Consider the following 13402-nt stretch of genomic DNA (forward strand, 5'->3'; position numbering starts at 1 on the left):
ATCGAGGGCCTCCTGGTAGCCGGTGCAGATGTCGCAATCCACACCGAACCCGGAGGCCCTCCCTCATTCCAAGATCATCCGATCACGTGTCGGACCGTTCGCAACGTCTCGGGTCAGTACACCTAGGGCAGGCGTGCCTGCGATGCGCCAGAATCGGTCTGGGCCTTGAGCTCGCTCTTGCGGCGGGTCAGCACGAGCGGCCCGTCCTCGGTGATCGCGACGGTGTGCTCCGAATGGGCCGTGCGCGAACCGTCCGCCGAGCGCAGCGTCCAGCCGTCCTCGTCGTAGATGATCTGGTCGGTCGTCGCGGCGAGCCACGGCTCGATGGCGATGGTCAGGCCGGGCTTGAGCTTCATGCCGTGCCGGCGCCTGCCGTTGTTCGCCACGTGCGGGGCCTCGTGCATGGTGCGGCCGATGCCGTGCCCGCCGAACTCCAGGTTGGGCGTGTAGCCGAACTGGCCGCAGACCTCGCCGATCGCCGCGGAGATGTCGCCGAGCTTGTTGCCCGCCTGCGCCACCTCGATCGCCGCCGCCAGTGCCACCTCGGTGGCACGGACCAGGCGCTGGTCCTCCTCGCGGGGCGTGCCGACGATGACGGTCATGGCCGAGTCGGCCGCCCACCCGTCGATGGTGACGGCGATGTCCATGGTCAGCACGTCACCGTCCTGCAGCACGTAGCTCTTGGGCAGTCCGTGCAGCACGGCGTCGTTGACGGCGAGGCAGGTCACGTTGCGGAACGGGCCGCGGCCGAACGATGGCGAGTAGTCCCAGTAGCAGGACACCGCGCCGCGCTCTTCGAGCATGTGGCGCGCGTGGTGTTCGAGGTCGAGGAGGTTCACCCCTACCGCGGCCCTGGAGGAGAGCTCGTCGAGCACCTCCGCGATGAACTGGCCGGTGACGTGCATGCGCTCGATCTCGGCGGGTGACTTGAGCTCGATCAACGTGTTCCTCCATCAGCGGGTACCGGTATAACTATACCGGCGCGGGAGGTGCGCTGCTCAAGGGGTCGGTCCGCTGTTCCACCATGCGCGCTCGCGGGCCGGGGGTCAACGCCTTCCCGCGGGCCCCGGTACCGGGCGGCTGAAGAACACCACCCGGGTGGGGGATGCGCGTTGCGCGCGTGCGGCGAGGTCACCACAGTGCCTGGTCATGAAGCAGGTGCTGCAGCACAGGATCGACTCGACCTTCGCCCACTACGACGTCAACCGCAACGGCGTCATCGAACTGGCGGACGTCTACGCGCTGGCCGACCGGCTGCTGCGGGCGTTCGGCGAACCGGCGTCCTCGGAACGCGGCCGCGAGCTCGTGGAGGCCTACGACCGGTTCTGGGAGATGCTGGCCGGCCACTGCGACACGGACCGCGACGGCAAGATCGGCCCGGTGGAGTACCGCGACGCCATGACCGAGGCGTTCGTCGAGGGCGGCCCGATCAACATGGACTTCCTCGAGGTCGTCCAGTCCCTGCTCGACCTCATGGACACGAACGGCGACGGCCGCGTGGACGCGTCCGAGTTCGGCGTTCTCCTCAAGGCGCGTGGTCTCTCGGAGGAGGAGTGCGGCCGTGCGTTCGCGCACCTCGACACCGACGGTGACGGTGCGATCAGCGTGCACGAGTACGTGACGGCGGTGCGCGACTACTACACGAACCCGGCCGAGGACACGCCTGGCAGCTGGCTGTACCCGAGGGCGCTGCAGCGCGCCTGATTCCGGGGTGCCGGTATAGTCATTGATTGTGACTATCACGATCAATGACTAGCTGGGAGTCTGTCATGACCACCACCACGCTCGATCACGAGGCGGTGTTCGAGCACGCCTGGGCCGCGCCCGGCCACACGAGGGCGGACCTGCCGGCGGTGCGGGTCAACGAGGTGCTGCGCGAGCGCTACCTGGTGACACCGCCGGTCGAGTACACCGGCACGCTGCTCTGGGACATGGAGGTGCGCAAGGCCAAGGCGCCGGACGTCTTCATCCCGACGGTCGTCCTGCCGGGCGCGGAGAGGTTCCCGAGCGTCTGGCGGGGCCGGGTCGAGGAGTTCACGCGGGTGTCCGAGCAGCGGCTGTGGGCGGACCCCTCGCGCACCGCGCGGGTCGTCGAACACGTGCGGCTGGACCACGCGAACCGCCGCGCGTTCTTCCTGGGCGACGAGCGCTGGGAGGCTCCGGACGGGCGCGTGTTCACGGCGGGGGCGGGACAGCCGGTCTTCCACGTCGAGCACTCGGTGGGCGGCACGGAGGCGGCCCCGCTCAACCTGTGGCGGATCGTGAACCTCACCGGGGAGTTCGATCCCGTTCTCGCGGCCGCGTTCGACGAGCTGGCGAGCGACCGCTACCTGAGGGTGTTCGTCGAGGTGCACCTGCGGGAGGTCCTCGGGCGTCACCTCGTGCGCCGCACGGCCTAGGGTGGGCTGATGGTCACCCGCGCGGAACGCAACGCCTCGAACCCCGATCTGGGAGTCCTGTCGGGCCGCCTGCTGTTCGCGGTGCAGCGCGAGCTGTTCCAGACCCTCGCCGACATGGGGTTCGGCGACCTGAAGCACCGGCACGGCGCGGTGCTCGCCTACCTCGACCCCGACGGGGTGCGTGCGACGGATCTCGCGCACCTTTCCGGGCAGCACAAGCAGATCGTCGGCACGCTGATCGACGAGCTGGAGGCGCTCGGGTACGTCGAGCGCAGGCCGGACCCGCGCGACCGCAGGGCGAAACTGGTCTGCCCCACCGAACGCGGCCTCGCGCAGATGCGTGCCGCGGACCAGGTCATGGCCGCGATCCAGGACCGGCACGCCGCACGGCTCGGCAAGGGCGAGTACACGCGCTTCAAGCGCGTGCTGGCGGACATCACCGAGCACCAGCGCCTGGCTGTTCAGTCCTCAAAGGACTGAACGGCGCTCTGGTTTTAGTAACAAATCTTGACTATCATAAGGTCATGACCACTGCTGTGGAGCTGACCCGTTTCCGCGTGGCGCCCGAGAACGTCGAGGCGCTGCTCGCCGCCCGGCCGGGGATGATCGCCGACTTCGAGGCCGACCGGGAGGGGTTCCTGGGCGCCCGGCTGGTGCGGCTGCCCGGCGGCGAATGGCTCGACATCGTCGAGTGGCGATCCTCGGAGGACTACGCCGCGTCCAGCCGGAAGGGACCGAACCTGCCCGGCGTCAAGGCGTTCTTCGACGCGATCGACTCGCTCGTCACCGCGGAGGAAGGCGTGCTCTCCGAGTAGGGGAGCGCGTCCGGACAGGGGGAGACAGCAGTGCTGCAGGCACTCAGCTTCGGCGTCTCGGTCGTACCGACCGTCGACATCGACGAGAACCGGGCCGTCGTCGCGGCGGCCGAGCAGGCGGGGCTCGACCTCGTCGGCGTGCAGGACCACCCGTACGTCGCCGACCACCTCGACGCGTTCGCCCTCATCGGGGACTTCATCGCGCGCACCGGGAAGATCTCGTTCTTTCCCGACGTGGCGAACCTGCCGTTGAGGCCCGCGCCGATGCTGGCGCGCCAGGCGAGCGCGCTCAGCCGCCTGTCGGGCGGCCGGTTCCACCTCGGACTCGGTGCGGGCGGGTACTGGGACGCGATCACCAAGCTCGGCGTGCCCCGGCGCAGTCCCAAAGAAGCGCTGGACGCACAGGCCGAGGCGATCGCGTTGCTGCGCGGGCTCTGGCAGCCGCGCGGCCACCACGTGACCGCGTCCGGGGACTACTACTCGGTCGACCACATGGCCTCGCAGGAGCCCGGTCCCGGCGGTGTCGAGATCTGGATCGGCGCGCAGGGGCCGCGCAGCCTCGCGCTGACCGGACGGGTGGCGGACGGCTGGGCCGCGCCGATCCCGTCCTACCTGCCGTACGAGAAGTGGGCGGAGAGCAATGCGCTCATCGACCGGGTGGCCACCGACGCGGGCCGTGAGCCGGGGCAGGTGCGCCGGATCGCACAGCTAGTCGGCACCGTCACGGACACGGCCGGTCCGGTCGTCCTCCACGGGGCGGAGCCGATCCGCACGGACGCGCGGGGCTGGGCGGACGTGCTGACCCGGCTCGCCGCCCAGTCGTTCACCGGTTTCGTGCTGTGGCCGGAGGACGACGCCGCCGACCAGGCGCGCCGCTTCGGTGAAGAGGTCGCGCCGGCCGTGCGCGTGCGGTTGGGCCAGAAGCCCGGCTAGACGCAGCGGTAGCTGGACGCCGCCTTCGGGTCGCCGTGGACGTACCGGGACGTCCGCGGGTACGGGCAGAGGTTGCGGGCCGAGTCGGCCGTCGCGGCGGTGAGGGTGGCGGGTGCCTTACCGCGTTCGACCCAGTCGACGAGCTGCCCCAGGGCGTTCGTGGGCTGCGGTCCGCCGCCGCCGAGGCAGTGGTCGACACCGGGAGCGGTGAACAGGCGGTAGAAGTCGTTCACGTACCCCATGCGCCGCTCGACCTGGTCGCGGTACCTCAGCGTGCCGCCGGGCGGGATCAGCTGGTCGTTGGTGCCCACGAACGTGATCAGCTTGCCGCCCGCGCGCCGGAACGCCGACAGGTCGGGGTCGGAGGTGCCGATGACGCCGTCGAACTCGCGGACCGACTGCCGGAACAGGTCGCGGTACTGCGCGTAGGTGAGCTTCGAGGTGTCGAAACCGGGCTGCTTCAACAGGAAGCTCTGCACCCACTGCGCGGCGACGGGGAAGCCGGGGCCGGGGAAGCCGGGGATCGTGCCCGCGAGCCACACCGGATCGGCGCCCTTCGGCAGGCCCGGCCAGAGGCTGCGGCCGCGTTCATCGGTCGGGCCGTCCCAGATCTTGCGCATGACGTCGGCGTCGGCCTTCGTCACGACGACCTCGACGCCCTCGCACACGATCTTCCTGCCGATGAGCTGCCGCGGGTCGTAGCTGCAGCGGTCCGGGCGGTCGACGATGCCGTTCGTGACACCGTCCTGGGGGTCGCACGCCTCGATCGCGGCCTTGCGGAACGCGTCCAGCACGCAGTTGCCGACGACGTGCCCGTCGTTGCTCTGCACGATCTGCGGCCACAGCGTCGCGACGGCGAACTGGGACCAGTTCACGGCGGGCGCGTTGGCGAGGATGCCGTCGTAGTCGTCCGGGAAGCGTTGTGCCTCCAGGTAACCCTGGCGGCCGCCGGTCGAGCAGCCGTTCCAGTACGAGTACGTGACCGGGCGCTGGTAGTGCTGGCGCACGACCTGCTTGGCGATCACGGCCGCCTCGTGCACCGAGCGGCTCGCGAAGTTGGTCAGCAGCGTCTGGTCGATCTCGCCGTTCTCGACCGCCCAGCTGGTGTCGAGGCCGCCCAGCACACCGGCGTCGGTCGTCACGGCCGCGTAACCGCCCTGCAGGGCCTGGGTGAACGGCGCCCCGGTGTCACCCGCGGCGTACGCGCTGCCGCCGACGCCCTGCAGCCGGCCCGTCCAGTTCTGGGGCAGGCCGACGACGACCTTCACGTGGTCGTCGGTGTGCGTGAGCGTCACGGTGATCTCGCAGTGCCCGGGACGGCTCACGGCGTCCACGGACTCGATCTTCGCACCGGCCGGGGCGGTGACCGCGACCGTCGTGCAGTTCTGGGTGCTCGCCGACGCCGGCGCGAGCGGCACCAGTCCTGTCAGGAGCAGCGTTGTCGCCAACAGCTTCATCAGTCGTCTCACGCCGCGCGACGGTAAGCGGGCTCGTCACGGCGTCGCGCCCGTCAGGTGACGCTGCCCGTGTACGTCACTGGACCGGGTGACAGACTGCCGCGCATGCGCGAGGTGGGCAACAGACGCTATCGGCTGGTCCGCGAGCTGGGCCGCGGCGGCATGGGGGCCGTGTGGCTCGGCCAGGACACCGTCCTCGGCCGCGACGTCGCCGTCAAGGAACTGCTGCTGGCCGGCAACGTGCCGGACGCGGAACGCGCCGTGTATCAGCAAAGGGTGCTGCGCGAGGCACGCATCGCCTCGCAACTCCAGGACCCCGCCGTCGTCACCGTCTACGACCTCATCTCCGAGGACGACCAGACGTTCATCGTGATGGAACTGATCAACGCCCCCACGCTGGAGGAGTCGGTCGAGCTCGACGGGCCGCTCGGGACGCGGGAGGCGGCCACGCTGGCCCGGCAGCTGCTGGGCGCGCTGGAGGTGGCGCACTCGTCCGGCGTCGTGCACCGGGACGTCAAGCCCGGCAACGTGATGGTGCCCGGCAGGGGCACCGCGAAGCTCACCGACTTCGGCATCGCCCAGTCCGTCGACGACCCCCGGCTCACGGCCACCGGCACGTTGATCGGCTCGCCCGCCTACATGTCCCCGGAACGTCTCGCGGGCGGCGAGGCCTCGCCCGCCTGGGACCTCTGGGCGCTGGGAGCGACGCTGTTCTTCGCCGTGGAGGGGCGCGGCGCGTTCGACCGCCCGACGACCTCGGCGACGATCCTCGCGGTGATGAACGAACGCCCGGTGCCGCGGGTCGGTGGTCCGCTCGGCGAGCTGATCACCGGCCTGATGGAACCCGATCCCGCACGCCGCCCCGGCGTCGCCAGGGCGCACGAGCTGGTCGAGCACGCCCTGGCCTCCGCGGAGCTCCACCCGGCCAGGCCGCCCGTGGTCACCGGTCCCGTGAGTGATGGCGGACCGACCGTGGCGGGCCCGACGCTCGGCGCGCTGTCCGGCGGTGCGGCCCTGCCCACCTCCGGACCGGTGGCCATCGGCCAGTTCGCTCCCGCCCCGGTGTTCCCGGTTCCCCCTCGACGCAAGCGGTCCGCGGGCCTGGTCCTGTCGGCGACACTGGTCCCGCTGTTCCTCGTCGGCGCGCTGGTCCTGGTGTACTTCACCGTCTTCAAGCCGATGTTCGCGAACATCGGCCGAGGCGTGCCTGACGGGCCCGCGAGCACCGCCGCGATGCAGCCGGTCCTGACCATCGGCCCGGACGGCGACCTGAAGGACGGCACGCTCTCGCTGGCGTTCCGGAACTCCTGCCTCACCTGGCTACCCGCGAAGGACGCCCCGAAGATCCAGGCCAGGAACCGCGTCGGCTGCTACGCCGAGCACGACGTCGAGCTGCTCGACACCGTCCTGGCCGACACCGAGACCGAGAAGGACGTGCCGTACCCCGGCGTCGAGCAGCTCACCAAGGTCGGTGGCACCGGCTGCACGCGGACCTTCCTGTCGGACGAGGTGAACGGCCAGGACAAGGAGAAGACCCTGCGGTACTGGGTGATCATCCCGACCGCACAGGCCTGGAAGGTCAAGACGGAGAACGGGTACCGGACGTCGAGTCGCCTCATCCACTGCTTCGTGGGGCGGGCGGACGGCGCCAAGCTGGTCGAGCCGCTCATGAAGGACTGACCGTCACATCCGCCTGCGGGCGCTCCCGGTCCGCGAGCACCCCTGTCGACACGACGACGCCGGCGCACCGGCCGGCTGTTCACGCCCGGTGCGCCGCACGACTCGTACTTCGCGGCCGGCTGAGGTCAGTCCTCGACCTGGATCGCCGACGCCGGGCACACCGCCGCCGCGTGCCGGACGTCGGCCAGGCGCTCCGCCGGAGGGCTCGCGTTCAGCAGGTCGACCAGACCGTCGTCGTCGCGCTGGTCGAACACGTCGTCCGCGGCCAGCACGCACTGCCCGGCCCCGACGCACTTCCCCTGGTCCACCACGATGTTCACGCCGACCTCCACGTGACGGGCAGCTCCGCCACGCCGCCGGTGAGCGTCGCGCGGACCTGCAGCTGGTCGAGTTCCTTGGCCAGCCGCATCGACGGCAGGCGCTTGGCGAGCGCGGCGAACACCACGCGCAGCTCCGTGCGGGCGAGCGAGGCGCCGATGCAGAAGTGCGCGCCGTGGCCGAAGCCGAGGTGTGTCCTCTCCGGACGGTCGGGGTCGAACTCCTCGGCGTGGGAGTACACGGTCGCGTCGCGGTTGGCCGCGTTGGTCGACAGCACCAGCGCGTCACCGGCCTTGATGGTCACGCCCGCGATGTCGACGTCCTCACGCGCGTACCGCAGCAGGCCGAGGTCGCCGGGGGCGCCGAGGCGCATGACCTCCTCGACCACCGCGTCGACGCGGCCGTCCGGGTCGGCGACGAGGGCGTCCCAGCGCGACCGCTCGGTGAGCAGGAACAGCACGCCCAGGCCGATGCGGTTGACCGTGGTCTCGTGGCCCGCGAACAGCAGTCCGACGCACAGCCGGACCATCTCCACGTAGTCGAACGACGGGTCCTCGGCCTGCGCGCGCACGAGGTCGGAGATCACGTCCTCGCCGAGCGCGCCGCGCTTGGTCTCGACGAGCCCGACCATGTACCGGAAGAACTCCTCGCGCGCCTTGTGCGCCTCCTCGCCGATCTCGGTGCCCGCCATCCGCTCGGACAGCGACGCGAACAGCTCGTTGTCCTCCTCGGGAACGCCGAGCAGACGGCAGATCATGGCCACCGGCAACGGGAACGCGAGTCCGCGGTGCAGGTCGACCACGCCGGTCCTCTCGTGCTCGGCGATCAACGCGTCCAGGCAGCTGTCGACCAGCTGCTCCATGTTCTCGCCCAGCAACCGCATCCGCTTGGCGGAGAACGCGGGGGTGAGCAGGCGGCGCATGCGCGTGTGGTCGGCCTCCTCCGTCGTGAACTCGCCGGTCGGGCCGTCCTGCACGGCGGCGGTCGAGATGCGGGAGGCCTTCTCCGGCTCCGGGTGGGAACGGCCGAAGCGCTTGTCGCCCAGCAGGAGGCGGACCTCCTCGTAGCGGGTCACGAGCCAGGCGGGGTCACCCGCCGGTGTCGTCACGGGCGCGATCGGCGCCTCGCGGCGCAGCACCTCGTAGAGCGGAGCGAGTTCGAGGACGTTCGGCCTGGCCAGCGGCAGCTTCAGGCGCTCTGCGTCAATGCTCATGCACTGACCGTAGCGCTTAATGGCAGATGGTGCCAATAAATGTTCGCGGTCAGGTGACGTGGTTGAATCGCCCGATGACGGACGTTGCGACAGAAAAGCCTCGCCGGGGCAGGCCGCCGGTCAGCGCCGAGCAACGTCAGCGTCAGCGGCTCGACCTCTCGCGGCACGCGGTCCGGTTGTTCGCCGAGCAGGGGGTCGCCGCCACGTCGGGCGAGCAGATCGCCCAGGCCGCGGGCGTCTCCGAACGCACGTTCTGGCGCTACTTCCCGCACAAGGAGAGCTGCGTCGAACCGTTGCTGACCAAGATGGTCGACGCCTTCTGCGCCGTGGTGCGCGCCTGGCCGCGCGAACTCGAGCTGATCGACCACCTGCGCGAGGCGTACAGCCCGTTGCTGGACGCGGCGTCCGACGAGGACATCGAAGCGGTCCTCGCCGTCGTGCGGCTGACCCACGGCGAACAGGCGCTGCGCGCCGCCTACCTGATGTTGCGCGAACGGGCGGAGGACGCGCTCGCGGACGTGCTCGCCGAACGGGCGGGGCTGTCGCGGGACGCCATCGAGGTGAGGGTGCAGGCCGCCGCCATGAGCGCGGTGCTCAAGGTCGCCACCGACGACGTGGCCAGGTCGGCGGCGGACGGCGTCACGAGGGAGACCCTCGACGGGCATCGCGAGCAGATCGCCGCCGCGCTGCGCGGTCTGTCGCAGATGCTCTAGGTCGCGTCCCGGAAGTTCGTCCGGTGGCAGGCGCGGGCGAGAGACCCGGCCTACACCGTGAGGTTCGAAAGCGCCCACAGGAACACGACGACCAGCGTGATCACGACGAGCACGCCGACCGTGCCGGCCAGAGCCATGCCCGTCCCGGCGGAGCGCCACGGCGCGGGCGCGGCCACCTTCACCACGAGGCCCGCGATGAGCGAGCCGAGCGCGATCCAGATGAACGAGTAGGCGTATTCACCGCCCTGCCAGCCGAACGAGTCCAGGGCGTCGTTCAGGAACGCGGCGACGGTCAGGACGAGCAGCACGGTCGTGGTGGCGAACCCGGCCCCTGCGGCGAGGCGGCCACGGTCGATTTCGGTCACACGTCGAGAGTGCCGCCGCTGGTGTGCGGCGGCATCGGTACAACTACTCACACTTCGAGCAGGGAAGCGACTCGCTCCTTCAACGCGTGCGCGACCGAGTCGAAGCCGTTCTTCACGTAGGCGCCCTGTGCCGCGAACACCGCGTCGGCGTACTTGCCCGTGAACGTCTCGAAGGTGCGGTAGCTGCACCGCTCCGGCCCGAGCGGCGTGATCAGCTGGTCGCGCACCCCGAGCAGGCCGGGGAAGGTGTCGCCGGTGTCGTAGCGCAGCAACCGGGGCGGTTCGACCACGCGGATGTACTCGCGGCTGACGAACGTCCCCTCGCCGCCGTCCGGGCGGGGCAGCGTGAGGTCGATCGGCGCGCCGACGGCGAGCGTCGTGGACACGGCCAGCGTGTACGGATTCCACTGTGGATAGTGCGGGTAGTCGAGCAGGACGTCCCACACGAACGCGGCGGGCGCGTCGATCTCGACGACGACGGACTCGATCACGTGGCTCTCGGTCAGGTGGCTCATGCCGGCATGTACTCCCCGCCGTTGACGTCGAGCACGGCACCGGTGACCTCGGAGGCGTGCCGGGACAACAGGAACAGGACCGCTCCGGCGCAGGCGTCGTCGGTCGGGATGCGGCCCAGCGGGTTGCGGGCGGCGATCTCGTCGTAGACGTCCTGCTCGCTCGTCCCGCGCGCCTCGGCGGTGAACTTGAGGTAGAAGCGCACGCCCGGTCCGTCCAGCCAGCCCATCACGGCCTGGTTCGCGCGGATGCCGTGCTCGCCCAGCTCCAGCGCCAGGAACTGGGTCGCGGTCGCCATCGCGGCCTTCGCCACGGCGTACCCGCCCTCGCCGCGCATGGGTTTGCGGGTGGTCATCGTGCCCACGTTGACGATCGAACCGCGTCCGGCGGCCTTCATGTGCGGCACCACCGCGCGGGTCACGTTCAGCGCGCCGAACAGGATGATGTCCATCGACCGGCGGACCGCCTTCTCCGGCGTGTCCAGCAGGTCGAACCAGCCGGGGTGCCCGAACGCCGAGTTCACCAGCCCGGTGATGGTGCCGAACCGCTCGACGGCGGTCTCGGCCAGCACGGCCACCTCCTCGGGGCGCCGCACGTCGCACTGCACGCCGACGGCCTCGCCACCGGCCGCGGCGACGTCCTTCTCCACCTGCTTCATCACCTCGGCGGAGCGTGCGGCCATCACGACCTTCGCCCCCTCGGCGGCGGCGCGGACGGCGAGCTTCGAGCCCAGGCCGGGGCCGACGCCGGTGATCACCACGACCTCGTCTTGCAGCATCACAGGTAGACCTCCGAGTAGAAGGCGAAGTCGCGGCGCAGCTGGTCCTCGGACAGCCCGAAGTCCGGTGGCGCGTAGGAGTGCGAGCCGTGCCGTTCGGTGCGGTTCTGCGCCAGGTAGGCCTCGAACGCGGTGTCGTCGGCGGGACCGGCGGGCAGCCCCAGTGCTTCCAGCACCTGGCGGGCGACCTCCAGCGGTGTGCTGACGGTGTCGGCGAACCGCACGTCCACGAACCGCTCGGGACGTGCGGACCGGGCCGCGGCGAAACCCTCCAGCGTCGTGGCGAACCTGCGCGACCAGTACCGTCCGATCCGGACCGGATCGACGTTCTCGCTGTACTGCGAGGACATCGCGCGCACCATCGACGCGTACGACGGCACGGCGTTGACGGGGGAGCGGTGCGTCATCACGATCTTGCAGCCGGCGAACTCGTCCAGCACGGTGTCCACCGCGGTCAGGTGGTGCGGCGACTTGAGCACCCACGGCATCGAGCGGGAGGTGTTCTGCCACTGCAACACCTGCAGCCACTCGCGCAGCTCCCGGTAGGCGGGCCTCTGGTCGGCCGAGCGCAGCCAGTCGCCGTAGGCTGGCACCCAGTAGAACGAGTCGAAGCTCATCGACACGAACGTCCGGTCCAGCAGGATCACGTCCTCCTCCGGCCCGTCCCAGACGACCGTGTGCAGGTCGCCGAAGTCGGGGGAGAGCTGCGCGAACATCTTCATGCGTTCCTGCGCGCGGCGTTTGCGCTGCTCGGCGTCCGGGCCCTCGCCGGGGAACGGCAGCGGGTACGCGACCTCCCACGACAGCGTGGACGTCACCTGGGGCGAGGCGGCGAGCAGCCGGTGCAGCAGCGTCGAGCCGGTGCGGGGCAGGCCGCAGATCTCGGCGGCCACCCGGACCTCGACGTCGAGCACCTCGGGGTTGCGGCGCTGGAGCTCCCGCAACCGCAGGCGGTCGGCCAGCAGCGCGGTCAGCCTGTTCCGGGTCAGCTCGAAGCCCAGTGGCGACAGCGCGGCCTCGGTGTTGAGGCTGCGCACGAGCACGTCCAGCGGCTCGCGGAACCAGTCGTCGCCGAAGTCCGAGAGCCCCGTCTTGGCACACGCCCCGTCGAGCAGCTCCGGCACGTTCAGCGCGGTCGTGACCGTCATCGAACCTCCTCCAGGGGGACCACCCGGCACTTCGGGATCGGGTGGGCCGACGCGCCGAGCCAGCGCAGCAACGCGGTGCCCGAGCTGTGGCCGCAGGTGTCGATCCAGTTGCCGGTACCGGGATCCTCTGCGGCCACCACGATCGTCAGCCGGCCTCCGGACAACGCCGCCGTGTGCTTGTTGAGCGTGATCCTGCGGTGGTGGTCCAGCGACTCCATCCACCAGTTGCCGAGCTGGAAGTTCCAGTACGGGCAGTCCGGCACGTCGGTCTCGATCACCCACGCCTCGCCGGGCCGCAGCGTCCAGTACCCGTGCAGGTAGAAGATCTCCGGATCGCCGCCGGCGCGCTGGAACATCTCCTGGCCGAAGTCGGGCAGCTCGTTGGGGCGCGTCATGAACATGCGCGTCCAGTGCGCGAACGTGGCCGCGGTGCCGTGCACCGACAAAGCCGCCCGCCGCAACGCCTTGGCGAGGAACTCCGGCGTCAGGGGAGCGGGTTCCGCGGGCCCGCCGATCTGTTCGACGTGCCACCGGCCGGGTGTCTCGGTGGTGCGGTCGAGATAGGTCTGGCGCACCACCAGGCCGGTGGAGTCGGGCGCGAGCGGCAGCCAGTTCCCGGCCTGGGGCTCGGCGCTGGCGATGATCTCCACGGTGCCGTCCGGCGCGAGCGCGAGGTCGGCATCGGACAGCTCACCGGTCGACGCCATCGTGCCGTCCTTGGCGTACCGGTTGGCCTTCGACCCGATGCTGAAGTACGCGATGGTGCCGCGCGTCCCGGTGATCCGGTAGGTCCGGTCGCCGCGGATGTTCGCGGACAGGTAGACGTTGTCCGGGTTGTCCGCGCCGATCTTCACGAGGTCGAGCTCGTGGAAGCGCGGGAAGTCGGGATCGGCGTTGTCCAGGCAGGAGTACAGCATCTCGCGGGTGAGCCGGGCGAGGTACCGGTAGCCCTCCGCGCGGTCCAGCGGGGTGTCCGGCGCCTGGTCGGATCCGATCACCTCACCGGCCTTCTCCAACGCCTGGCAGAACTGCGACCACGCCTGATCCGGCACCGGAAGCCTCCCGAACTT

The 13402-nt window shown here is 70.5% G+C and carries 16 protein-coding genes; 7 read left to right on the forward strand and 9 right to left on the reverse strand.

Translation table 11 applies throughout. The features are described 5' to 3' along the window. Positions 1-122: 122 nt before the first annotated feature. Positions 123-941, reverse strand: coding sequence for a type I methionyl aminopeptidase (gene map / locus ORI60_RS03310; protein WP_266033967.1), 819 nt, complete (start codon positions 939-941; stop codon positions 123-125). A 208-nt stretch (positions 942-1149) separates the two neighbouring features. On the opposite strand from map, the gene ORI60_RS03315 reads away from it, so the two are divergent. The 5 genes from ORI60_RS03315 to ORI60_RS03335 all read left to right on the forward strand — a co-directional run bounded on the left by ORI60_RS03315 (position 1150) and on the right by ORI60_RS03335 (position 4147). Beyond that, positions 1150-1704: an EF-hand domain-containing protein gene (locus tag ORI60_RS03315; RefSeq protein WP_266033970.1), complete on the forward strand. Its 555-nt coding sequence runs from the start codon at positions 1150-1152 to the stop codon at positions 1702-1704. Positions 1705-1769: 65 nt separating this feature from the next. Next, positions 1770-2399, forward strand: a complete 630-nt coding sequence (locus ORI60_RS03320; RefSeq protein ID WP_266033972.1) for a hypothetical protein — start codon at positions 1770-1772, stop codon at positions 2397-2399. A 9-nt stretch (positions 2400-2408) separates the two neighbouring features. Beyond that, positions 2409-2879, forward strand: a complete 471-nt coding sequence (locus ORI60_RS03325; RefSeq protein ID WP_266033974.1) for a MarR family winged helix-turn-helix transcriptional regulator — start codon at positions 2409-2411, stop codon at positions 2877-2879. A 44-nt stretch (positions 2880-2923) separates the two neighbouring features. Next, on the forward strand, positions 2924-3214 hold the full coding sequence (locus ORI60_RS03330; protein ID WP_266033979.1) for an antibiotic biosynthesis monooxygenase family protein: 291 nt from the start codon (positions 2924-2926) through the stop codon (positions 3212-3214). 30 nt (positions 3215-3244) lie between these two features. Further along, complete coding sequence (locus tag ORI60_RS03335; RefSeq protein ID WP_266033982.1) at positions 3245-4147, forward strand: LLM class flavin-dependent oxidoreductase; 903 nt, start codon at positions 3245-3247, stop codon at positions 4145-4147. Here ORI60_RS03335 and ORI60_RS03340 read toward each other — a convergent pair. After that, positions 4144-5616 (reverse strand): tannase/feruloyl esterase family alpha/beta hydrolase, encoded by a 1473-nt coding sequence (locus tag ORI60_RS03340; protein WP_266033985.1) that lies wholly within the window; start codon positions 5614-5616, stop codon positions 4144-4146. The genes ORI60_RS03335 and ORI60_RS03340 overlap by 4 nt on opposite strands. A gap of 93 nt (positions 5617-5709) precedes the next feature. Here ORI60_RS03340 and ORI60_RS03345 point away from each other — a divergent pair, with 93 nt between their 5' ends. Next, entirely contained in the window at positions 5710-7284 is a 1575-nt protein-coding gene (locus ORI60_RS03345) for a serine/threonine-protein kinase (RefSeq protein ID WP_266033988.1), read from the forward strand. 125 nt (positions 7285-7409) lie between these two features. Here the strand turns inward: ORI60_RS03345 and ORI60_RS03350 are convergent, their stop codons facing one another. Beyond that, positions 7410-7604: a ferredoxin gene (locus ORI60_RS03350; RefSeq protein ID WP_266033991.1), complete on the reverse strand. Its 195-nt coding sequence runs from the start codon at positions 7602-7604 to the stop codon at positions 7410-7412. Continuing rightward, positions 7601-8815, reverse strand: coding sequence for a cytochrome P450 (locus ORI60_RS03355; RefSeq protein ID WP_266033994.1), 1215 nt, complete (start codon positions 8813-8815; stop codon positions 7601-7603). The genes ORI60_RS03350 and ORI60_RS03355 overlap by 4 nt, the downstream gene beginning before the upstream one ends. 74 nt (positions 8816-8889) lie before the next feature. Between ORI60_RS03355 and ORI60_RS03360 the strand changes: the two genes are divergently transcribed. Next, positions 8890-9528, forward strand: a complete 639-nt coding sequence (locus ORI60_RS03360) for a TetR family transcriptional regulator (protein ID WP_266033997.1) — start codon at positions 8890-8892, stop codon at positions 9526-9528. A 50-nt stretch (positions 9529-9578) separates the two neighbouring features. On the opposite strand, the gene ORI60_RS03365 is transcribed toward ORI60_RS03360, so the two are convergent. From ORI60_RS03365 to ORI60_RS03385, 5 genes are read right to left on the reverse strand one after another with little or no spacing between them, the layout of a single operon-like run. Next, a complete protein-coding gene (locus ORI60_RS03365; protein WP_266034000.1) occupies positions 9579-9893 on the reverse strand; it encodes a hypothetical protein in 315 nt (104 codons plus the stop codon). 47 nt (positions 9894-9940) lie between these two features. Then, positions 9941-10408, reverse strand: coding sequence for an SRPBCC domain-containing protein (locus tag ORI60_RS03370; protein ID WP_266034002.1), 468 nt, complete (start codon positions 10406-10408; stop codon positions 9941-9943). Beyond that, positions 10405-11184 carry an SDR family oxidoreductase gene (locus ORI60_RS03375; RefSeq protein WP_266034004.1) on the reverse strand — a complete coding sequence of 260 codons (780 nt, stop codon included), beginning with the start codon at positions 11182-11184 and terminating at the stop codon, positions 10405-10407. The genes ORI60_RS03370 and ORI60_RS03375 overlap by 4 nt, the downstream gene beginning before the upstream one ends. Continuing rightward, complete coding sequence (locus tag ORI60_RS03380; protein WP_266034006.1) at positions 11184-12332, reverse strand: sulfotransferase family protein; 1149 nt, start codon at positions 12330-12332, stop codon at positions 11184-11186. Before ORI60_RS03380 ends, ORI60_RS03375 begins: the two co-directional genes overlap by 1 nt. Beyond that, on the reverse strand, positions 12329-13384 hold the full coding sequence (locus ORI60_RS03385) for a DUF1214 domain-containing protein (RefSeq protein WP_266034009.1): 1056 nt from the start codon (positions 13382-13384) through the stop codon (positions 12329-12331). Before ORI60_RS03385 ends, ORI60_RS03380 begins: the two co-directional genes overlap by 4 nt. Positions 13385-13402 lie beyond the last annotated feature (18 nt).

It is taken from the genome of Lentzea sp. NEAU-D7 (assembly GCF_026242055.1).
Classification (GTDB): domain Bacteria; phylum Actinomycetota; class Actinomycetes; order Mycobacteriales; family Pseudonocardiaceae; genus Lentzea.